Annotated in this window: 18 protein-coding genes and 1 riboswitch; of the genes, 5 read left to right on the top strand and 13 right to left on the bottom strand. The window is 71.7% G+C overall.

Annotated elements, in window-relative coordinates; genetic code table 11:
* Positions 1-8: 8 nt before the first annotated feature.
* Together ABC304_RS17410 and ABC304_RS17405 are read right to left on the bottom strand one after the other, a co-directional pair.
* Positions 9-1157 carry an N-acetylglucosamine-6-phosphate deacetylase gene (locus ABC304_RS17410; RefSeq protein WP_412932722.1) on the bottom strand — a complete coding sequence of 383 codons (1149 nt, stop codon included), beginning with the start codon at positions 1155-1157 and terminating at the stop codon, positions 9-11.
* Complete coding sequence (locus tag ABC304_RS17405; RefSeq protein WP_412932721.1) at positions 1154-2686, bottom strand: family 20 glycosylhydrolase; 1533 nt, start codon at positions 2684-2686, stop codon at positions 1154-1156. Before ABC304_RS17405 ends, ABC304_RS17410 begins: the two co-directional genes overlap by 4 nt.
* 77 nt (positions 2687-2763) lie before the next feature.
* Positions 2764-2848, top strand: a riboswitch (ZMP/ZTP riboswitch).
* Between the two features lie 37 nt (positions 2849-2885).
* Here ABC304_RS17405 and glyA point away from each other — a divergent pair.
* Together glyA and ABC304_RS17395 are read left to right on the top strand one after the other, a co-directional pair.
* Complete coding sequence (gene glyA, locus ABC304_RS17400; protein WP_412932720.1) at positions 2886-4160, top strand: serine hydroxymethyltransferase; 1275 nt, start codon at positions 2886-2888, stop codon at positions 4158-4160.
* 199 nt (positions 4161-4359) lie between these two features.
* A complete protein-coding gene (locus ABC304_RS17395; RefSeq protein ID WP_412932719.1) occupies positions 4360-5247 on the top strand; it encodes a bifunctional methylenetetrahydrofolate dehydrogenase/methenyltetrahydrofolate cyclohydrolase in 888 nt (295 codons plus the stop codon).
* Between the two features lie 297 nt (positions 5248-5544).
* Here the strand turns inward: ABC304_RS17395 and ABC304_RS17390 are convergent, their stop codons facing one another.
* The 10 genes from ABC304_RS17390 to ABC304_RS17345 all read right to left on the bottom strand — a co-directional run bounded on the left by ABC304_RS17390 (position 5545) and on the right by ABC304_RS17345 (position 15608).
* The gene (locus tag ABC304_RS17390) at positions 5545-6279 is read right to left on the bottom strand and encodes an amino acid ABC transporter ATP-binding protein (RefSeq protein ID WP_412932718.1); all 735 of its coding nucleotides are present in this window, start codon (positions 6277-6279) and stop codon (positions 5545-5547) included.
* Positions 6276-7121, bottom strand: a complete 846-nt coding sequence (locus ABC304_RS17385) for an amino acid ABC transporter permease (protein WP_412932716.1) — start codon at positions 7119-7121, stop codon at positions 6276-6278. The genes ABC304_RS17390 and ABC304_RS17385 overlap by 4 nt, the downstream gene beginning before the upstream one ends.
* 20 nt (positions 7122-7141) lie before the next feature.
* Positions 7142-7996, bottom strand: a complete 855-nt coding sequence (locus ABC304_RS17380; protein WP_412932715.1) for an ABC transporter substrate-binding protein — start codon at positions 7994-7996, stop codon at positions 7142-7144.
* 127 nt (positions 7997-8123) lie between these two features.
* The gene (locus tag ABC304_RS17375) at positions 8124-8918 is read right to left on the bottom strand and encodes a transglutaminase-like domain-containing protein (protein WP_412932713.1); all 795 of its coding nucleotides are present in this window, start codon (positions 8916-8918) and stop codon (positions 8124-8126) included.
* Positions 8919-8979: 61 nt separating this feature from the next.
* Complete coding sequence (locus tag ABC304_RS17370; RefSeq protein ID WP_412932711.1) at positions 8980-9780, bottom strand: HpcH/HpaI aldolase family protein; 801 nt, start codon at positions 9778-9780, stop codon at positions 8980-8982.
* On the bottom strand, positions 9765-10550 hold the full coding sequence (locus ABC304_RS17365; RefSeq protein ID WP_412932709.1) for a 2-keto-4-pentenoate hydratase: 786 nt from the start codon (positions 10548-10550) through the stop codon (positions 9765-9767). Before ABC304_RS17365 ends, ABC304_RS17370 begins: the two co-directional genes overlap by 16 nt.
* A gap of 115 nt (positions 10551-10665) precedes the next feature.
* Positions 10666-11799, bottom strand: a complete 1134-nt coding sequence (gene hpaD / locus ABC304_RS17360; RefSeq protein WP_412932707.1) for a 3,4-dihydroxyphenylacetate 2,3-dioxygenase — start codon at positions 11797-11799, stop codon at positions 10666-10668.
* A 1-nt stretch (position 11800) separates the two neighbouring features.
* A complete protein-coding gene (gene hpaE, locus ABC304_RS17355; RefSeq protein ID WP_412932705.1) occupies positions 11801-13315 on the bottom strand; it encodes a 5-carboxymethyl-2-hydroxymuconate semialdehyde dehydrogenase in 1515 nt (504 codons plus the stop codon).
* 65 nt (positions 13316-13380) lie between these two features.
* Positions 13381-14076 carry a GntR family transcriptional regulator gene (locus ABC304_RS17350; RefSeq protein ID WP_412932997.1) on the bottom strand — a complete coding sequence of 232 codons (696 nt, stop codon included), beginning with the start codon at positions 14074-14076 and terminating at the stop codon, positions 13381-13383.
* Positions 14077-14081: 5 nt separating this feature from the next.
* Positions 14082-15608, bottom strand: a complete 1527-nt coding sequence (locus tag ABC304_RS17345; RefSeq protein ID WP_412932704.1) for a fumarylacetoacetate hydrolase family protein — start codon at positions 15606-15608, stop codon at positions 14082-14084.
* Positions 15609-15716: 108 nt separating this feature from the next.
* On the opposite strand from ABC304_RS17345, the gene ABC304_RS17340 reads away from it, so the two are divergent.
* The 3 genes from ABC304_RS17340 to ABC304_RS17330 all read left to right on the top strand — a co-directional run bounded on the left by ABC304_RS17340 (position 15717) and on the right by ABC304_RS17330 (position 19563).
* Positions 15717-17096, top strand: a complete 1380-nt coding sequence (locus tag ABC304_RS17340) for an MFS transporter (protein ID WP_412932702.1) — start codon at positions 15717-15719, stop codon at positions 17094-17096.
* A gap of 92 nt (positions 17097-17188) precedes the next feature.
* Positions 17189-19084: an FAD-dependent monooxygenase gene (locus tag ABC304_RS17335; protein WP_412932701.1), complete on the top strand. Its 1896-nt coding sequence runs from the start codon at positions 17189-17191 to the stop codon at positions 19082-19084.
* Positions 19085-19203: 119 nt separating this feature from the next.
* Positions 19204-19563 (top strand): hypothetical protein, encoded by a 360-nt coding sequence (locus ABC304_RS17330; protein ID WP_412932700.1) that lies wholly within the window; start codon positions 19204-19206, stop codon positions 19561-19563.
* Here ABC304_RS17330 and ABC304_RS17325 read toward each other — a convergent pair.
* Positions 19544-21196, bottom strand: a complete 1653-nt coding sequence (locus tag ABC304_RS17325; protein ID WP_412932698.1) for a thiamine pyrophosphate-binding protein — start codon at positions 21194-21196, stop codon at positions 19544-19546. The genes ABC304_RS17330 and ABC304_RS17325 overlap by 20 nt on opposite strands.
* Positions 21197-21551: the final 355 nt, after the last annotated feature.

Raw genomic sequence — 21551 nt, 5'->3', positions numbered from 1 at the left:
GCGCGCGTTCAGCCGGCCGAACCCGCCGTCCACACCCGGCGCACATGAAGGTCTCCCGACAGCAGCACGGCGTCCGCCGACATCCCGGCCTCCAGCCGGCCGAGGTCGCCGTCGCGTCCGACGGCCCGTGCCGGTGTCTCGGTCAGAGCCCGGACCGCTTCGGCGAGCGGCACGCCGGCCTGAACGGCGAGGCGCAGGGCGCGGTCGTGGGTGAGCGTCGACCCGGCGATCGACCCGCCCTCCACGAGCCGCGCGGTGTCGCCCTCCACGTCGACCGCCAGGCCGCCCAGCAGGTAGCGGCCGCCGGGTGCGCCCGCCGCCGCCATCGCATCGGTGATGAGGGCGATGCGCCCGGGGGCCGCAGCGAAGAGGATGCGCACCACGGCGGGATCGAGGTGCACCCCGTCCGCGATCACCTCGAGGATCACGCGGGGATCGGATGCCGCGGCCCCGACGGGCCCCGGAGCGCGGTGACCGAGTCCGGGCATGCCGTTGAAGGCATGGGTCAGGATGCGGGCGCCGGCGTCCACGGCCGCGCGGGTGGTCGCGGCGTCGGCGGATGTGTGGCCGACGGCCGGGACGGCGCCGGCGGCCGCGATCATCCGGATCGCGTCCATGCCGCCGGCGATCTCCGGTGCGAGCGTGATCTGCCGCACCGTTCCCCGTCCGGCGTCGAGGAGCCGCCGCAGGGCGGCCCCCGTCGGCGGCTGCAGCAGGGCGGGGTCGTGCGCTCCGCGGTGCGCGGCGTCGAGGAACGGGCCTTCGAGGTGCGAGCCGAGGATGTCGGCGTCGGTCTCGACGAGGTCGGCCACGATCGCCACCCGTCTCTCCAGGTCGGGGAGCGGGGCTGTGACGAGCGAGACGACGGCGCGCGTCGTGCCGTGCGCGCGGTGCAGCGCGCGGGCCCGGCGGATCGCCTCGGTCCCGTCGTCGTACGACACCCCCGCACCGCCGTGCCCGTGGATGTCGATGAAGCCGGGGGCGAGCACGGCGTCCGGGCCGGCGAGGGCCGCGGCATCCACCACGTCCTCATCGTCGAAGCCGCGCCAGCCTCCACCGGTCCCGACAGCGCTCACCCGGCCGTCGGCGAAGCGCACCCACGCGTCCGCGGTCTCCGTGCCGCCGGAGACCAGCCGCGCGGAGTGGACGACGGTCACCGCGACGGCCAGTCGATCTCGGGCGAGCGGTGGAACGCGATGCCCCGGGCGTCCCAGAGCGGCCCCAGGCCGGCGACGCGGGCCCGGAACGAGAGCCAATCGCGGCCCGCCGCCGGCGACCAGGCGATCTCGGCGATCGCGGCGATGCGGGGGAACGCGAGCGTGTCGATGTCGTGCAGGGAGCGGACCGTCTCGGTCCACAGCGGCGCCTCGACGCCGAGGATGTCGGCCTCGCCGATGCCGTCGACCACGTCCGCCGGCTCCCACGAGTACGCACGCTCGACGCTGGTCGGGCCGTCGGCCCAGGTGAGCCCGAGCGCGGTCCCCTCGTCGTACTTCATGTCGAGGTAGGCGGCGTCGGCGGGGGAGAGGATCACCTGCGAGCCGTTCGCGATGAAGGCGCGGGCCGCGGCATCCGCTCCGTCGATCGGGTCCGTGAAGCCCCAGTACTGCCCGACGGTGCTGTCGTCGACGGTGGCGGAGCCGGCCTCGTGCCACGCGATCGGGGTGCGCCCGAGGTCGGCGACGATGCGCGTGGCCCGGGCCATGAAGACGGCGAAGTCGTCGGGATCGGTGCCGTGGCACTCGTCGCCGCCGACGTGCAGGTACGGACCCGGCGTGAGCCCGGCGATCTCGCCGAACACGTCCGCGAGGAAGTCGTACACCTTCTCGTCGCCGATGCGCAGCGACGAGAAGCCCACTCCAATGCCCTCGTAGGGGACGCCGCGCTCGGGCATCGCGCCGCCCTGGGCGCGGATCTCGTCGGTGAGCACGGGGTCCTCGACGAGCTCGGGGTAGGCGAGGCCGACCGCGTGCGTGTGCCCGGGGACGTCGATCTCGGGTACGACGGTCATGTGCCGCGAGGCGGCGTAGGCGACGATGTCGCCGAAGTCCGCGGTGGAGTAGAAGCCGCCCGCGTCGCCGCCGACGGCCGTGCCCGAGGCGCGCTCGGTGAGCAGCGGTCGTGAGCGCAGCTGCAGTCGCCAGCCCTGGTCGTCGGTGAGGTGCAGGTGCAGCGCGTTGAACTTGAGCGCCGCCGCGCGGTCGACGTAGGCCCGCACGGTCTCGACCGGCGCGAAGTGGCGGGCGACGTCGAGCATGACGCCGCGGTAGGCGAAGCGCGGGGCGTCTTGAACCACACCGGCCGGGATAGTCCAGCCGGTGGCGTTGGCGTCTGCGTGACCCTGGCGGTCGGCGTCCCGCTGCAGCAGCCGGCCGAGCGTCTGGGTGGCGTAGAAGAGTCCGGCGGCATCGGGAGCGGAGACGTCGACGGATGCCGCGTCCACCACGATGCGCGACGACTCCGGCGGTCCGCCGTGGGCGAGGCGGAACGTCAGCCGCGGAGCGGGGTGACCGGTCTGGGCGGTCTCCGGAGCACTATGACCCGTGACCTCCGTGACGAGGCGCGCCCAGGTGGCCGCGGCATCCGCTTCTCCGGCGACGGGCTCACCGGGCACGAACCGGAACGGCGCGGCACCCGGATCGAGCGCGACGGACGCGGGGAGCGGGACGAGCGGGAGGGGGGTCACGGCATCTCCGTCCGGGCGACGACGCGGTCGCAAGTAAGGCGTCCTAACAAACGTGGTGCCGAGCTTATCCGTTATGCTCGTGGTGTCGCGACTGGCGTTGAGGTGGGCATCCACCGGGGAGCGACGGACAACGGCATTCGACCGTACGCCTGGGCCGATGCGGACCTCATATCCCCCTGCCGCCGTCAAGGAGTTCGTCATGACCGATCCCTACTTCAACGCCCCCCTCTCCGAGGTCGACCCCGAGATCGCCGAGGTGCTGCAGCGCGAGCTCGACCGCCAGCGCGGCTTCCTCGAGATGATCGCCTCCGAGAACTTCGTGCCCGTCTCGGTGCTGCAGTCGCAGGGCTCCGTGCTCACGAACAAGTACGCCGAGGGCTACCCCGGCCGCCGCTACTACGGCGGCTGCGAGGAGGTCGACGTCGCGGAGGAGCTCGCCATCGAGCGCGCGAAATCGCTGTTCGGCGCCGAGTTCGCCAACGTCCAGCCCCACTCCGGCGCCACGGCCAATGCCGCCGTCCTGCACGCGATCGCCCGCCCCGGCGACACCCTCCTGGGTCTCGCGCTCGACCAGGGCGGCCACCTCACGCACGGCATGAAGATCAACTTCTCGGGCCGGCTGTACGACATCGTCGCCTACGGCGTCGACCCCGAGACCTCGCTCATCGACATGGACGAGGTGCGCCGCCTGGCCCTCGAGCACAAGCCGAAGGTCATCATCGCCGGCTGGTCGGCCTACCCGCGCCAGCTCGACTTCGCCGCGTTCCGCGCGATCGCCGACGAGGTCGGCGCCTACCTCTGGGTCGACATGGCGCACTTCGCCGGTCTCGTCGCCGCGGGCGTCCACCCGAACCCGGTGCCGCACGCGCACGTCGTCTCCTCCACCGTGCACAAGACGATCGGCGGTCCGCGGTCGGGCTTCATCCTGACCAACGACGCCGACCTCGCGAAGAAGCTGAACACCGCCGTCTTCCCCGGTCAGCAGGGCGGCCCGCTCATGCACGTCATCGCGGCGAAGGCCACGGCGTTCAAGCTCGCCGCGACCCCCGAGTTCCGCGACCGCCAGGAGCGCACGGTGCGCGGCGCCGCGATCCTCGCCGAGCGTCTCGTGCAGCAGGACGTGAAGGATGCCGGCATCGCCGTCCGCTCCGGAGGCACCGACGTGCACCTGGTGCTGGTCGACCTGCGCGAGGCCGAGATCGACGGCAAGCAGGCCGAGGATCTCCTCCACGACATCCACATCACGGTCAACCGCAACGCGGTGCCGAACGACCCGCGGCCGCCGATGGTGACCTCCGGTCTGCGCATCGGCACACCGGCGCTCGCGACCCGCGGCTTCGGCGACGAGGAGTTCACGGAGGTGTCGGACATCATCGCCCTCGCCCTCCTGCCCGGCGCCGACGTCGAGGCGCTCCGCGCGCGCGTCGCCGCGCTGACCGCGCGCTTCCCGCTGTACCCCGACCTGCAGCAGTAGAGCCGCTCGCCGGGCTGTCTGTCCCGGGTCTCACCGCCGTTTTGCCGCGAGACTGCACCCGGCCGACGGGACTGAGGGGTTCACCCTAGGTCTCGCCGTGCCGTTGCCGTCTCGCGGCTCGGGGTTGTCAGCGTGAATACCTACGGGCATAGTTAAACGCGACCCGATTCGCACGGGTCCCACGGAGTGAGGATGCACGATGACCGCGCAGACCCTGGACGGCAAGGCCGCCGCCGCACAGATCAAGGCCGAGCTCGCTGAGCGTGTGGCGGTGCTGCGCGAGCGCGGCGTCGTGCCCGGCATCGCCACGGTGCTCGTCGGAGCCGATCCCGCGTCGCAGCTCTACGTCGGCATGAAGCACCGGCAGTCCGAGGCGATCGGGATGAACTCGATCCAGGTCGAGCTGCCCGCGACGGCTACGCAGGAGGAGGTCGAGGCGGCGCTGGACGCGCTGAACGCCGACCCCGACTGCCACGGCTACATCGTGCAGCTGCCTCTGCCGAAGCACCTCGACACCGACGCCCTCCTCGAGCGTATCGACCCCGCCAAGGACGCCGACGGCCTGCACCCGACCAACCTGGGCCGCCTCGTGCTCAACGTCAACGCGCCCATCACCACCCCGCTGCCGTGCACGCCCCGCGGTGTCATCGAGCTCCTCCTGCGCAACGACTACGACCTCACCGGCAAGGAGGTCGTCGTCGTCGGTCGCGGCGTCACCATCGGACGCTCGATCGGCCTGCTGCTGACCCGCCGCGTGATCAACGCCACCGTGACCCTGACCCACACCGGCACGGTCGACCTCGGCAAGCACCTCCGCCAGGCCGACGTCATCGTCGCGGCCGCCGGCGTGCGGCACATCGTCACGGCCGAGAACGTGAAGCCGGGCGCCGCGGTGCTCGACGTCGGCGTCACGCGCGAGACCGACCCCGAGACCGGCAAGAGCCGCATCTACGGCGACGTGCACCCCGACGTCGCGGAGGTCGCCGGCTTCCTCTCGCCCAACCCGGGCGGTGTGGGGCCGATGACGGTCGCCCTGCTGATGACGAACGTCGTCGAGGCCGCAGAGCGCGCCGCCGGCATCGCCTGACCCACGCAGGCTCGCGCGCGCCCGCGCGCCCGCCCGCTCGTTGAGCGAGCGAAGCGAGTCGAAATGCTCGTCCGCGCCCGCCTGTTGAGCGAGCGCAGCGAGTCGAAACGCTCGTCTGTGCCCGCCCGTTGAGCGAGCGAAGCGAGTCGAAACGCCGGTCACCGCGTTTCGTCTCGTCGCTGCGCTCCTCGCTCAACGAGCGGGGACAGGATCGCGGAGAGTCTCCCGGACACGCCGAGCCGCGGCATCCCGAACCCGGCGCGTCGCGCTGCGCACCAGCGAGAACGTCCGCTCGGCCTACCCGGTGAAGCGGGACAGGAACGCCCTGGTGCGGTCCTCGCGCGGGGCGCCGAACACGTCCGCGGGCGGGCCCTGCTCGACGATCCGGCCGCCGTCGAGGAACACCACGCGGTGCGCCACGTCGCGGGCGAACGCCATCTCATGGGTCGCCATGAGGATCGTCGCGCCGTCCTCCGCCAGGCTGCGCACGAGCGCCAGCACCTCGCCGACGAGCTCCGGGTCGAGGGCCGAGGTGATCTCGTCGAGGAACAGCACTTCCGGATCCGTCGCGATCGCCCGCACGATCGCCGCCCGCTGCTGCTGACCGCCCGACAGCCGGTCGGGGTGCTCGCGCGCCTTGTCGGCGAGGCCGACGCGTTCGAGGAGACGGATGCCGCGCTCCTCCGCCGCGCGGCGCGGTTCTCTGCGCACCACGCGCGAGGCGAGCGTCACGTTGTCGAGCACCGACAAGTGCGGGAACAGGTTGTAGGCCTGGAAGACCGCGCCGAAGCGGGCACGCACGGCGTTGGCGTCGATGCGCGGGTCGGAGATGTCCTCGTCGCCGAGCAGGATGATCCCGTCGTCGATCGGCTCCAGCAGGTTCAGGCACCGCAGCAGAGTGGACTTGCCTGAGCCGCTCGCCCCGATGAGCGCGACGACCTCGTGCTGCGCCAGTTCGAGATCGATGCCGTTCAGCACGTCGCGCTCGCCGAACGACTTGCGCAGCCCCTCGGCCCGCAGCAGGGCGCTCACAGCAGCGATCCCGTCTGCTCGCGCGCCCGCAGGCGGGCGGCGTACCAGTCCGTGAGCCGGATCGTCGGGATCGCCAGCAGGACGAACAGGATGCCGGCCACCACGTAGGGGGTGAAGTTGTAGGTCTGCGCGGTCGCGATCTGGGCCGCGCGCACGGCGTCGACGGCTCCGAGGATGGAGATCAGTCCGACGTCCTTCTGCATGGAGATGAAGTCGTTCATGAGCGGCGGCGTGACCTTGCGCAGGGCCTGCGGGAGCACGACGCGCCGCAGCGTCTGGACGTATCCGAGGCCCAGGGCGCGGGCCGCGAGGCGCTGCGACGGGTGCACCGCCTCGATGCCGGCGCGGATCACCTCGGCGACATAGGCGGAGTACGTCAGGGTCACGGCGATGACGCCCAGGATCACCGGCGGGATGCGCTGGCCGGTGATGGTGGGCAGGCCGAACCCGATCAGGAAGAGCACGATGATGAACGGGATGCCGCGGAAGAGGTCGGTGTAGGCGGCGGCCAGTGCGCGCAGGGGGAAGAACACCGGACCGCGGAGCGTCCGGAGCAGGGCGAGGAGCAGCGCCCCCGCGCCGACCGTCAGCACCGAGAGTCCGAGCACCTGCAGGTTCAGCAGGAAGCCGGCCCAGACGTCGGGGAGCGACTCCCACGCGATCCGCGGGTCGAAGAACGACTGCTGGACCGCGGCCCAGCCCGGGGTGTTCAGGACGACCGCCCACACCACGACCGCGAATGCGAGAGTCGAGGCGACCGCCGTCAGGACGGACCGGCGCTCCCGCCCGCGACGGTAGGCGCGGCGCTCGAGTTCGAGCGCGCTCGGGGGTGTGGAGGTCACGACTCGACGCTAGCGCGCCGTCACTGGAGCTTCGTCACGCCCTGACCCGACCCGAGCCAGGTGTCGGTGATCTCCGCCAGGGTGCCGTCCTCGCGGAGCGCGTCGACGGCCGCGGTGACATCGGCGGTGAGCGGCGAGTCCTTGGGGAGCAGCAGGCCCCACTCGTCGGGAACCCCGGCGATGGGCAGCTCGCCGACGATGAAGGAGTTCTCGATGTAGACGCCGGTGGCGTAGTACGCCGTCGGCAGGTCGAGCACGATGGCGTCGATCTGTCCGGCCTTGAGGGCTGCGACGGCGTCCTCGTTGGTGTTGTAGAGCTGCGGGGCGACGTTCGGCGCGACCGCCTCGTCGATGGTGGTGGCGCTGGTCGAGCCCGCGAGGGCGCCGAGGGTGAGGTCCTTCAGGCCCGCGATGTCGGTCACACCGTCCGCGGCACCGCCGGTGATGGCCACGACCGCCTGGCTGGCCTGGTAGTACGGGGACGAGAAGTCGACCGCCTGCTTGCGCTCGTCGGTGATCGTGTACTGCTGCAGGTTGAAGTCGAAGCTCTTCGGCCCGGGTGCCACCGCCGACTCGAAGCTCGTGCGCACCCATTCGACGTCGTCCTTCGCGAATCCGAGCTTGTCGGCCACGGCGTAGGCGACGGCCGCCTCGAAGCCCTCGCCGGAGGTCGGGTCGTCGTCGATCACATAGGGGAAGTACGCCGGCTCGCCCGTCGCGATCGTCAGTTTGCCCGGCGTCAGGTAGCCGGCGTCGGCGGGTCCGTCGGTCGCGGTGCCGGAGGTGTCGGACGGACCGGTGGCGGCGCAGCCGGCGAGGACCAGCGCGGCCAGCAGGCCGAGGGCGGCGAGGCGGACGGAGCGGGGGCGGGACATGGCGACTCCAGGTCGATGCGATCGGGCGCGGGTGCTGTGGTGCGCGGGATCCCCATCTTCCCGTCCGGCGGGCGGACGCGAGCGGTTGCGGGTCGCTTTGTTACACGCTCTTCATGAAGTCACCGGGTCAGCTGATGGTGACGAACTCGTCGATGTCGTCCGCGGGCAGGGTGTCGGCCACAGCCGACACCTCGACGGACACGAGGTCGGCCCGTCCCGAGATCGTCGTCAGGAACGCGGTGTCGGCGGCGTCACGACCGGTGGCGATGCGCGCGAGCGTCTGCCGGGGCGCCAACGTCGTGGCATCCACCACTCTCCACGCGTCCTCGATCCAGGCCTCGGCGACCGCGTGGAAGTCCATCGGCTGCAGACCCGGGGCGTAGACGGCGACCACGCGCGCGGGCACGCCCAGCGCGCGCAGCAGCGCCACGCAGAGGTGGGCGTAGTCGCGGCACACGCCCTGGCGGGCGAGCAGCGTGCGCGTCGCGCCGTCGGTCGGAAGGCTCGAGCCGGGCACGTAGAAGAGGCGCGTGCCCACCCAGGACGACACCGCGGGGAGGAGCTCGCGGTGCGAGAGTCCGGAGAACTCCTGGACGGCGGTGGGTCCGAGGACGTCGGACTCCGCGTACCGGCTCGGCCGCAGGTAGACGAGGCGGTCGGTGCGGTTGGCGACCGGCGAGGAGCCGGGTCCGCGGATGCTCGCGTCGTAGTCGACGATGAGACGCCCGGTGTCGGCCTCGACCGTGTGCAGTCGCGTGCCGTGGAGGTCGGAGTGCGGGATCGACTCGAGGGGACGGCCGTCGAGCGTCGCGGTGAAGTGCTCGGTGACCGGCGTGTAGTGCCCGGACGCCGCGACGGCGAACACGAGCTGCGCGGGCGAGGTGATGTCGAGGACGATCGTGCTGGCGATGTCGCGTTCCATGCGTACAGCGTGGCATCCCGCGTCGTGCGAAGTGAACCCCCGGTGTGTCCGGCGTCGCGGGTCAGTACCCCGCGCGGTCGGTCTCACCGGCGGCGGACCAGCGGGCGCCCAGCGCCTCGGAGCCGCGGGCGAGCAGCGCGACGTCGGCGCCGACCAGCACGAAGGCCGCTCCCGCGCGCAGGTAGTCCTCGGCGACGGCCGGGTCGAACGCGTTGACGCCCACCGGCTTGCCCGCCGCCCGGACGGCGTCGAAGGTGCGACGGACCGCATCGACGACGTCGGGATGGGTCTGGCTGCCCAGCACGCCCATCGACGCGGCGAGGTCGGAGGGTCCGACGAAGACGCCGTCGACCCCCTCGACGGCGGCGATCTCCGCGGCGGCCTCGACACCGCGGGCCGTCTCGACCTGCACGAACACCGAGACGTGCGCGGCAGCATCCGTCAGATAGTCGTCGACCCGGTTCCAGCGCGCCGAGCGCGCGAGGGCGCTGCCGACACCGCGGATGCCCCGAGGCGGATAGTGGGCGGCCTGCACGACCGCCTCGGCCTCGCGAGCCGACGACACCATCGGCACGAGGATGTTCTGGGCGCCGAGATCGAGCACCCGCTTGATCGTCACCGGATCGGCCGACGGCACCCGCACGACGGGCGTGGACGGATACGCGGCGACGGCCTGCAGCTGCGCGAGCGTCGACTCGAGGCCGTTGGGGGAGTGCTCCATGTCGATCAGCAGCCAGTCCAGGCCGGCTCCCGCGCAGATCTCCGCGACGAGCGGACTGCCCGACGACACCCACATGCCCGCGAGGGGACGGGATGCTGCGCTCAGCCGATCGCGGAACGTCGGCGTCAGACGAAGCGGCATTCGATGACCCCCATCTCGCGATAATCGCACCGGACGCCGTCGCCGCGCGACACCCACATCGGGCGGGTGAAGGATCCGGCCAGGATGATCTCGCCGGCTTCGAGGCGGGCGCCGTGCTGCGCGATCTTGTTCGCGAGCCAGGCGACGCCGGTCGCCGGGTGTCCGAGCACGCCGGCGGCGACGCCGGTCTCGATGATCTCGCCGTTGCGCGAGAGCACCCCCGGCACCCAGCGGAGGTCGATCTCGTCGGGGCGCCTGTGCACGTCGCCGAGCACCATCGCCCCGTAGGCGGCGTTGTCGGAGATGGTGTCGACGATGGTCCGGCCCTCCATCTCGATGTGCGAGTTGAGCACCTCGAGAGCGGGGACGGCGTAGTCGATCGCGGCGAGCGCGTCGTCGAGGGTGCAGTCGGGGCCCTCCAGCGGGCTCTTCAGCACGAAGGCGAGCTCGACCTCGACGCGGACGTTGGAGAAGTGCTCGACCGGGATGTCGGCGCCCGAGCCGTGCACGGTGTCGTCGAACATGACGCCGTAGTCGGGCTCGGTGATGCCGGTGGCCTCCTGCATGGCCTTGGAGGTGAGACCGATCTTGCGTCCGACGAGACGCCGGCCCGCGGCGATGTTGCGGTCGCGCCAGACGCCCTGGATGGCGTAGGAGTCCTCGATCGTCGCGTGCGGGTAGCGCGCGGTGATGCGGGGGATGACGCCGTGCGTCCTGTCGGCCTCGGCCAGCTCTTCGGCGATCGTGGCGATCTGCTCGGCCGTCAGCATCCGTCGTCCTTCCGGCATGTCGCTTCCGCCCCTCTTGGTGTCCCACTTTCTGCACAACGCGCCGGCGTGTTGTGCAGAAAGTGGGACACGAAAGGCATGAGCGAGGGGGTGGGGGTCACAGCTGGTGCCCCAGTTTGCCCTCGCCGTCGGCCCGGGTGTAGCTGAACCCGTCGGCGCCGATCGTCACGGCCATCTCGCTCGAGTCGGTGCGTGCGCGCACCGGCTGCGGGGTGCCGTCGAGGTCGAGGACGAGCGATCCCTCCGTGTACCAGGACGGTACGACGGGGTTGCCCCACCAGTCGCGGCGCTGGTTGTCGTGCACGTCCCACGTGATGACCGGGTTGTCGGGGTCGCCGGTGTAGTAGTCCTGCGTGTAGATCTCCACGCGGTGACCGTCGGGGTCGCGCAGGTACAGGTAGAAGGCGTTGCTCACGCCGTGGCGTCCGGGCCCGCGCTCGATCGCGTCGGACCGGCGCAGCGCGCCGAGCTTGTCGCAGATCGCGAGGATGTTGTGCTTCTCGTGTGTCGCGAAGCACACGTGGTGCATCCGCGGGCCGTCGCCGCCGGTCATGGCGGTGTCGTGCACGGTGGGCTTGCGGCGCATCCACGCGGCGTAGACGGTGCCCTCGTCGTCCTGGATGTCCTCCGTCACGCGGAAGCCGAGCGACTGCATGAAGCCGACCGCCCGCGGCACGTCGGGCGTGATCTGGTTGAAGTGGTCGAGGCGCACGAGCTCGCCCGGAGTGTGCAGGTCGTACCGCCACGACAGGCGCTCGACGTGCTCGGTCGCGTGGAAGAACTCGTATGGGAAACCCAGGGGGTCCACGACCCGCACCGAGTCGCCGATGCCCTTCGTGTAGCCGCCGGGCTCGCGCCGCACGTCGCAGCCGAGCTCGGTGTAGAAGGCGACCGCGGCGTCGAGGTCCTCGGGCGTCCGGACGCGGTACGAGAAGGCGGCGACGGCGGCGACCGGTCCCTTCCGCAGGACGAGGTTGTGGTGGATGAACTCCTCCGTCGAACGGAGGTAGATCACCTCGTCGTCCTCCTCGGTGACGTGCAGCCCGAGCACGTCGACGTAGAACACCCGCGACGCGGCGAGGTCGGTGACGACGAGCTCCATGTACGCGCACCGCAAGATGTCGGGCGGCGAGACGCGCGGCACCGCGATCGGGTCGTCCGAGCGGATCAGCGCCTCCTGCGAGACGTAGAAGCCGGACGACGTCAGGGTCATCTGCGAGCGGTCGGTCACGTCAGGCTCCTTTGCCGAAGGTGGGGTTGTGGGCCGGTCCGAGCGTGATGTGCACGGCCTGCTGGTCGGTGTAGAAGTCGATCGAGCGGTAGCCGCCCTCGTGCCCGAGCCCGGAGGCCTTCACGCCTCCGAACGGCGTGCGCAGGTCGCGGACGTTGTTGGAGTTGAGCCACACCATCCCCGCCTCGACGTTCTGCGCGAACGTGTGCGCGCGCCGGAGGTCGTTGGTCCACACGTAGGCGGCGAGGCCGTACTTCGTGTCGTTCGCGAGCGCGAGGGCCTCCTCCTCGGTGTCGAACGGCGTGATCGCCACGACCGGACCGAAGATCTCCTCCTGGAAGATGCGGGCGTCCGGCGTGACGTCGGCGAACACGGTCGGCTGCACGAAGTTGCCCGTCGGCAAGCCCTCGGGGCGTCCGCCGCCGGCGACCAGCCGGCCCTCGCCCTTGCCGAGCTCGACGTACGACATGACCTTCTCGAAATGCTCGGGGTGCACGAGCGCCCCCACCTCGGTGGCGGGGTCGTGGGGATATCCGACCCGCACCCGGCTCGCCTGCGCGGCGTACCGCTCGACGAACGCGTCGTAGACCGAGCGCTGCACGAGTATGCGGCTGCCCGCGGTGCAGCGCTCGCCGTTGAGGGAGAACACGCCGAAGATCGTCGCGTCGATCGCGGCATCCAGATCGGCGTCTTCGAAGACGATGGCCGGCGACTTGCCGCCCAGCTCCATCGAGAGTCCTTTGAGGAAGGGCGCGGCGTTGGCGAAGATGAGCTTCCCCGTGGAGCTCTCGCCGGTGAACGAGATGAGGGGGACGTCGGGATGCTTCACCAGCGCGTCTCCGGCATCCTCTCCCAGTCCGTTCACCAGGTTGAAGACGCCCTGCGGGAGTCCGGCCTCCTCGAAGATTCCCGCCCAGAGCGACGCGGAGAGCGGCGTGAACTCGGCCGGCTTGAGCACGACGGTGTTGCCGGTCGCGAGGGCCGGGCCGAGCTTCCAGGACTCCAGCATGAACGGGGTGTTCCAGGGCGTGATGAGCCCGGCGACGCCGATCGGCTTGCGGTTGACGTAGTTGAGCTGCCGGCCGGGCACCTTGAAGGCGTCATCGGTCTGGGCGACGATCAGGTCGGCGAAGAAGCGGAAGTTCTCGGCGGCGCGGCGGGCCTGGCCGAGAGCCTGGGTGATCGGCAGGCCGGAGTCGAAGGACTCGAGCTCGGCCAGGCGGGCGTCCCGCGACTCGACGAGGTCGGCGATGCGATGCAGCACGCGCGAGCGCTCGCGGGGCACCATGCGCGGCCACGGGCCGTCGGTGAACGCGCGACGCGCGGCCGCGACGGCGCGGTCGATGTCGGCCTTCTTGCCGGCGGCGGCCTGCGCATAGGTCTCGTTGGTCACCGGATCGAGGACGTCGAAGGTGTCGCCGTCGACGGAGTCGGTGAACGCGCCGTCGATGTAGTGCTGAATGCGTGTGGGCAGATCGGCGGGCACGGGCCGGCTCGCCAGGGCGGTGTCTGTCATGGTTCCTCCGTCGTCGACTGGTCGTCGAAAGGTCGAAAGGTCGAAAGGTCGGATGGGGCGAAAGGTCAGAAGGCGGGGAGGCCGAGGGCCTCGTCGGGGTGCTCGTGGATCATGTAGGCGTCGAGCGTCGCGGAGCGGTGGCGCCGTGCCGCCTTCTCGATCTCGCCGAGCGGCGCCGACGTCTCGATGAGCCGCAGGATGTTCTCGTGCTCGGCGACCGACTCCTGCGCGCGCCCGGGCACGAAGCTGAACGTCGAGTCGCGCAGGTGGCCCAGCCGCGCCCACTCGCCCCGCACGAGCTCGAGCAGGCGCGGATTCGCGCACTTCTCGAACAGGGTCGCGTGGAACTCCTGGTTCAGCCCGGTGAAGGCGCGGGGGTCGAAGTGGTCGAGGGTCTCCACCATGAGCGCGTTGATGTCGCGGGCGCGGCGCACGTCGTCGACCGTGAGGCTGCGGGCGGCCAGGGCCGTGGCCGTGCCCTCGAGGATCGACAGCGCCTGCATGCTGTGGCGGTAGGCGGAGTCGTCGACCATCGAGACGCGCGCGCCGACGTTGCGCTCGAACATGACGAGGCCCTCGGCCTCCAGCTGCCGGATCGCCTCGCGCACCGGCACGACGCTCATGTCGAGCTCGCCGGCGATCGATCCGAGCACGAGCCGGTACCCGGGCACGAACTCCTGGCGCGCGATGCGGTCCTTGATCCAGCGGTAGGCCTGCTGCGACTTGCTCAGCGTGGCGTCGGGCGCGTGCGTCTCCGGGATCGCGTTCACGAGGCCGACTCCCGGGCGTCGTAGATCGCGCGCCAGGCGGCGTTCATCGGGAACAGCCCGTCGACGGGGTGCCCGGCGGCGACCTGCTCCGCGATCCACGCGTCCTCCTCCTCCTGGGCGAGGGCGGCGCGCGCCACCTCCTCGGCCATCGCGCGGGGGAGGACGATGACGCCGTCGGCGTCGCCGACGATCACGTCGCCCGGCTGCACGGTGGTGCCGCCGCAGGCGATCGTGAGATCGACGTCCCAGGGGACGTGCCTGCGGCCGAGGACGGCGGGGTGGGCGCCGCGCGAGTAGACCGGCAGGCCGATCGCGGCGACGGCGTCCATGTCGCGCACGCCGCCGTCGGTGACGATGCCGGCCGCCCCGCGGGCACGGGCGCGCAGGGCCAGGATGTCGCCGAGGGTTCCGGAGCCGCTCTCGCCGCGCGCCTCGATGACGATGACCTCGCCCTCCTCGACGGCGTCGAACGCCCGCTTCTGGGCGTTGTAGCCGCCGCCGTGCGAGGCGAAGAGGTCTTCGCGATTGGGCACGAAGCGCAGCGTGCGGGCGACCCCGATGAGCTTCATCTCGGGGTGCGTGGGGCGCACACCGTCGATCGTGGCGTTGTCGAGGCCGCGCTTGCGCAGCTGCGCCGACAGCGCCGCCACCGGCGTGACGTCGAGCACGGCGCGCAGCTCGGGGGAGAGCGCGCTCGTCAGGGTCCCGGCGGTCGCAGGAGCCGCCGCCGCCGTCGCCGCCGACGCACCGGCCGCCGCCTCCGCCGATCCCCACGCCTCGGCGCGCTGGGTGTCGTCCACCGCGGGCAGGGAGCCGAGCGCCGGGTCGAAGGGCGCCTGTCCTTGCACGACGGTGGTCCGCAGGCGGCCCGACGTCGGCGCACCGGGTGCGGTCGGGGCATCCACCTCGATCTCGACGACGTCGCCCGGCACGATCACCGTCGATCCCGCAGGCGTGCCGGTGAGGATGACGTCGCCCTCCTCGAGCGTGACGTGCTGCGACAGGTCGGCGACGATCTGCGCGAGCGGGAAGATCAGGCCGGCGGTGGTGTCGTCCTGAGCCGGCTCGCCGTTCACCCAGGCGCGCACGCGCAGGGCGCCGGGATCGACCGCACGTGCGTCGATCAACTCCGGGCCGAGCGGGGTGAAGCCGTCGCCGCCCTTCGAGCGGACGTTGGATCCCTTGTCGTTCGCGCGCAGGTCGTAGAGTCCGAGGTCGTTCGCCGCGGTGACCCAGGCCACGTGGTCCCACGCCTCTTCCACGGTCACGCGGCGCGCCGGGCGGCCGATCACGAGCGCGATCTCCGCCTCGAAGGCGAGGAGCTCCGTGCCGTACGGGCGCTCGACGGTCGCGCCCGAGGCGGCGACGGAGCTCGACGGCTTGAAGAAGTAGGAGGGATCCGCCGGGCGGCGACCCCGCTGATCGGCGCGCGAGGCGTAGCTGAGGTGCACCGCGATGATCTTGCCGGGGCGGGCCGGCAGCGCCGAGAAACGCGAGTTTGCGGCATCCGTCTGCTGAGTCATGAGCTCCCTCGCTCTTGCGTCGTATCTGAAATCGTATATGATCTGATCACGTCCGGCAAGCATCGCCGCCCACCCCGACAGCAGCATCGCATCGACACAGGAGTCACGATGAGCAATCCTTCCCCGTCCGCCTTCACCCCGACGGGCACGATCGCCGCGCCCGCCGATCGCCGCCGCGTGGTCTTCGCCACCGTGGTCGGCACCACCGTCGAGTGGTACGACTTCTTCATCTACGCCACCGCCGTCGGCCTGGTCTTCGGCCAGCTGTTCTTCGGCAGCCTGGGCGCCGACAGTGCGATACTCGCCTTCGCCACCGTCGGCGTGAGCTTCCTGTTCCGCCCGCTCGGCGCCTTCCTCGCCGGGCACTTCGGCGACAAGTTCGGCCGCAAGGTCGTGCTGATGTGGACGCTGATCCTCATGGGCATCGCCACCGCGCTGATCGGCGTGCTGCCGACCTTCGAGTCGATCGGGGTCGCCGCGCCGATCCTCCTCGTGCTGCTGCGCATCCTGCAGGGTCTCTCGGCCGGCGGCGAGTGGGGCGGCGCGGTGCTGATGGCCGTCGAGCACGCCCCGCGCAACCGCCGCGGTGCCTTCGGTGCGTCGCCCCAGATCGGCGTCCCCCTCGGTCTGCTGCTGGCCTCGGGCGTCATGGCGCTCATGACCGTCATCGCGCCCGGCGACGCGTTCCTGCAGTGGGGCTGGCGCGTGCCGTTCCTGCTCAGCGTCGTGCTGATCCTCATCGGGTGGTACGTCCGCCGCCGCGTCGAGGAGAGCCCCGTCTTCGCGGAGCTGGCCGAGCGCAAGGAGAAGGCGCGGATGCCGATCGTGCAGCTCTTCCGCAAGCACGCGCTCCTCGTCCTCATCGCCGCCCTCGTGTTCGCCGGCAACAACGCCGTCGGGTACATGACGACCGGCGGCTACATCCAGGGCTACGCGACCAACCCGGACGGCCCGCTCGGCCTCGAGCGCGGCCCGGTCCTGTGGGCCGTCGCAGGCTCCGCCGTCACCTGGCTGATCTCCACCCTCGTGGCCGGCTTCGTCTCCGACCGCATCGGCCGCCGCACGACCTACGTCATCGGCTGGCTGCTGCAGCTCGTCGGCGTCTTCACGCTGTTCCCGCTGGTGAACACCGGCAGCATCGGACTCCTGTTCCTCGGACTCGCGATCCTCACGATCGGCCTGGGATTCACCTACGGACCGCAGGCGGCGCTCTACACCGAGCTCTTCCCGGCATCCATCCGCTTCTCGGGCGTCTCGATCTCCTACGCGATCGGCGCGATCCTGGGAGGGGCGTTCGCGCCGACCATCGCGACGGCGCTGGTGAGGGCGACGGGCACCACGATGTCGGTCACCTGGTACCTCGCCGGCATGACGGTGATCGGGCTCATCGCGACCCTCCTGCTGCGCGATCGCAGCGGCATCCGTCTCGGCCTCGAGGCGGAGGAGGAGCAGGCGGTCAGCCCGATCCGCGGGCTCGCCAAGGTCTGACCCGAGCCACCGCCACCGCCACCGCAGCCCCGGGGCCGCCGACAAGCCGCCGGCCCCGCCGTCCGCGACCCGCCACCTTCCGAGGGGATCCCATGCAGTTCCACCACCACGGCTACGTCTCCGGTGACCCGCGCGTGCAGCCCGCAGCCGGCATCGGCCGGGATCGACCCGTCGACCTCCCCGAGGAGGTCGACGTGCTGATCGTCGGGTCGGGGCCGGCGGGCACGCTGCTGGCGGCGCAGCTCGCGCAGTACCCCGATGTCTCCACCCGCATCGTGGAGCGCCGGAGCGGACGCCTGGAGCTGGGCCAGGCCGACGGCATCCAGCCCCGCAGCGTGGAGACGTTCCAGGCGTTCGGGTTCGCGGAGCGGATCATCGCGGAGGCGTACAACATCGCGTGGATGAACTTCTGGGGACCGGACCCCGACGACCCGAGCCGCATCATCCGCACCGCCCGCACCGAGGACTACGCGTTCAAGATCAGCGAGTTCCCGCACCTGATCGTGAACCAGGCGCGCGTGCTCGACTACTTCGCCGAGGCCGCCGCGCTCGCGCCCGGACGCATCGTGCCCGACTACGGCATCGAGTTCGCCGGGCTCACCGTGCACGCGGAGGGGAAGCACCCGGTCGAGGTGCGCCTGCGCCGCACGGAGGGCGACCGGGCAGGCGAGGAGCTGACCGTGCGCGCGACGTACGTCGTCGGCAGCGACGGCGCCCGCAGCGGGGTGCGCGAGGCGATCGGCCGCACGCACATCGGCGCCTCGGCCGCGCACGCGTGGGGTGTCATGGACGTGCTGGTCAACACAGACTTCCCCGACTGGCGCACCAAGTGCGCGATCAACGCGGAGGCCGGCAACATCCTCCTCATCCCCCGCGAGGGCGGTTACCTCTGCCGCGTCTACGTCGACCTCGGCGAGGTGCCGCCCGGCGACAACCGCCAGGTGCGCTCCACGCCCGTCGAAGCGGTCATCGACCGGGCGAACGCGATCCTGCACCCCTACGCGATCGACGTGAAGCAGGTCGCGTGGAGCAGCGTCTACGAGGTCGGGCACCGCGTGACCGACCACTTCGACGACGCCGCCGACGAGCCCGGCCGCGAGCCGCACGTGTTCCTCACCGGCGACGCGTGCCACACCCACAGCGCGAAGGCCGGCCAGGGCATGAACGTGTCGATGCAGGACGGCTTCAACCTCGGCTGGAAGCTCGGCTCGGTGCTCACCGGCCGCAGCCCCGCGTCGCTGCTGACGACCTACTCCGCCGAGCGCCAGCCCGTCGCGCAGGAGCTCATCGACTTCGACCGGGAGTGGTCGTCGCTGATGGCGCGCAAGCCGGAGGAGATCTCCGACCCGCAGGACCTCGCCACGTACTACCTCGCCACGGCGGAGTTCCCGTCGGGCTTCATGACGCGCTATGCGCCGTCCTCGATCATCGCGGGCGCCGCCCGTCAGGAGCTGGCCGAGGGATTTCCCCTCGGAAAGCGCTTCGCCTCCTCCGAAGTGGTGCTCGTCGCCGACGGGAACCGCGTGCATCTCGGTCACCACGCCCGCGCCGACGGCCGCTGGCGCATCTACGTGTTCGCCGACCGGGCGGTGCCCGGCGAGGACTCGCCCGTGTCCGCCTGGGCGCAGTGGTGGACGGATGCCGCGGCATCCCCCCTCGCGACGTTCACCCCCGCGGGGGCCGACGTCGACGCGGTGTTCGACGTGAAGGTGGTCTATCAGCAGCCGCATGAGGAAGTCGACGTCACCCGCGTGCCCGATGCCTTCCGCCCCCGGACCGGCCCGCTCGGTCTCACCGACTGGGAGAAGGTGTTCGCCGCCGCGCCCAGCGCGTGGACGAGCACCGACATCTTCGAGGAGCGTGGGCTGTCGCGCGACGGTGTCGTGGTGGTGGTGCGCCCCGATCAGTACGTCGCGCACATCCTGCCGCTGGACGCGACCGACGAGCTCGCGGAGTTCTTCGCGGGCACCATGCTGCCCGCGCGCTGAGCTCTCCCGCCCGGGTCCCACTTTCTGCACAACGGTTCGGCGCGTTGTGCAGAAAGTGGGACACGACGGGGGCGGGCCCCGCGCGCTGAGCTGCGCTCGCGGTGGGTCAGAATCGGGGCATGAGCACCGAGCCCACCGCAGACGCGGCTGCCGACCATCTCGAGGCGGACCTGGTCGGGCGGCCGCTGTCGCCGATGCGCCGCTCGCTGCGGATCATCGCGTCCGTGGTGACGACGGCGCTGTCGGGAGACCCCGACCCGGTGGGTGCGGCGATCGACCTCGTGGTGACGCGTCGCGCCTCCGGGGCCGAGGTGCTGCGCGTCAAGGCGGGGAGCATGGAGGAGGCCGACCGGCTCCTGCACGTCGTGCGTCAGGACCTCGCCACGAAGACCGTGCGGGAGTTCGTGGCCGAGTGGCGCCACATCGACGAGGAGGACGGCGACGGCGCCGGCGCCGGCGTCACGAATTCACGCGGATGATCTCCTGCTGGTACGGCGCGATGACCGCGCCGGAGATCCGCAGATCCAGCAGGAGGAACGGCCGCTCCTCAGCCGGCCTCGCGGCCCACTCGGCGAGGCGATCGAGATCGGCCAGGGTGCGCACGGCGACTCCCTCCGCCCCGACCGCGGCGGCGAGCCCGGCGAAATCCACCTCGGGGATGCGCATCGGAGCCTCGGCGAGACCCTTCAGGCCGTAGAGGTTCACCTCGGCGCCGTAGGCGGCGTCGTTCCAGACGACGGCGAGACCCCGGCCGCCGGCGACCCGCACCGCGCTCTCGAGGTCGGCGAGGGCCATCAGTCCGCCGCCGTCGCCCGTGGTGAGCACGACCGTCGACCCGGGTTTGGCCAGCGCGGCGCCCGGAACGGAGGCGAAGCCGAAGCCGATGGACTGGAAGGCCGTGCCGACCATGATCATGCGGTCGGGGGAGGCCACCGGCCAGTACATGTTCGCCCAGCCGATGAAGTGGCCGCCGTCGGAGACCACGACGCGGTCCTCGGGCAGCAGCTCTGCGATGCGCCGCGCCGCCGAGCGGGGGTCGAGGCGCCCATCGGGGGCGAGATCGTCGCCGGGTTTCTGTTCGCGGGCCGCCGGCACGTCCACCGACTCGCGCCAGCCCGACGGTGCCGCACCCGTCGCGCGGAGGTCGTCCACCAGCAGCCGCGCCGCCGCCGCGACGTCGGCGCGCACGAAGCCGCCCACGTTCGGATGGGTCGCGGTGGGCGCGGTGTCGACCTGGTACACCCGGGTGCCGGGCGCGAACAGCTCGCCGAAGCGCATCGTGAACTGATTGAGCGAGGCGCCGAACACGACGGCGACGTCGGCCTGACGCACGAGCTCCATCGCCCGCTCCGCGCCGAAGCCGCCGGTGACGCCGAGGTCGTAGCGGTCGTCGGGGAACACGCCACGCCCGAGTGCGCTGGTGGCGGTGAGCGCGCCCGTGGCGGCCGCGAGCTCGCCGAGCACGTCAGAGGCCCCCGAGAGCCAGGCTCCGCGGCCGGCCAGCAGCAGCGGCCGCTCGGCGACGGCCAGTGCCGCCGCCATCTCATGCACGGCCGAGCGGGCGTACGCGCTCGCCGGCTGCAGGGGGGCGGGGGTGGCGGGGAGCGGTGCGTCGGAGACTTCCCCGGCCTCCCGCGCGGCGACGTCGTACGGGATCGCGAGCACGACGGGCACACGGTAGGCGAGCGCGTGCTCGATCGCGATGACGGTCGTGGCCGCGGCATCCGTCCGTCCTGCGGTGTACGTGCGGGCGCCGACGGCGGAGGCCATCGCGATCTGGTCGACGTCCCACGGTCGGCGTCCGGACGTGGGCTCGTCGCCCACCACGAGGAGCAGCGGCACGTGCGCCTGCACCGATTCGGCGAGGGCGGTGAGGGTGTTGGTGAAGCCGGCGCCGTAGGTGGCGGTGGCGGCGGCGAGTCCGCCTCCCGCGCGGTGGAACGCATCGGCGGCGACGACTCCGCCGGCCTCGTGGCGCACCGCGGTGAAGACCGCGTCGGTGCGGCGCTCGATCGCGTCGAGGAAGTGCGCGTTGCCGTTGCCCATCACGCCGAAGACGTGGTCGACGTGGCGGGCGAGGGTGACGGCGACGTGCGCGGAGACAGAGGACATGAGGGCCTTTCGAGACGGGAACGGAGTCGGATCCGTATGTGTCTCGTCCCTCCGGCGGTGGAGGGGCGGCGTGCCCTTTTTTCGAGCACCGGGCGTCGTGACGGCCGGACCACTCGATTGTACAAGCGAGCGGCAAGTCGGCAGCAGATCGGCGCCGACCCGCCCCCGTTCTCCGGCCGCGGCCCAGCCCTACCGTGTCCCACTTTCTGCACAACGCCGCGGCGCGTTGTGCGGAAAGTGGGACACGGTCCGGAGGGCGCGCGGGGCTGAGAAGGGATGCCGGGGGAAGGCTCGCCGCCCGGGACACGAACTCCGCCCCGGATGGACACGATGTACAGCGCCTTGCCCGCGTCGG

Source organism: Microbacterium jepli (assembly GCF_047237905.1).
GTDB lineage: Bacteria > Actinomycetota > Actinomycetes > Actinomycetales > Microbacteriaceae > Microbacterium.
This window is presented reverse-complemented; position numbering and strand designations above follow the sequence as displayed.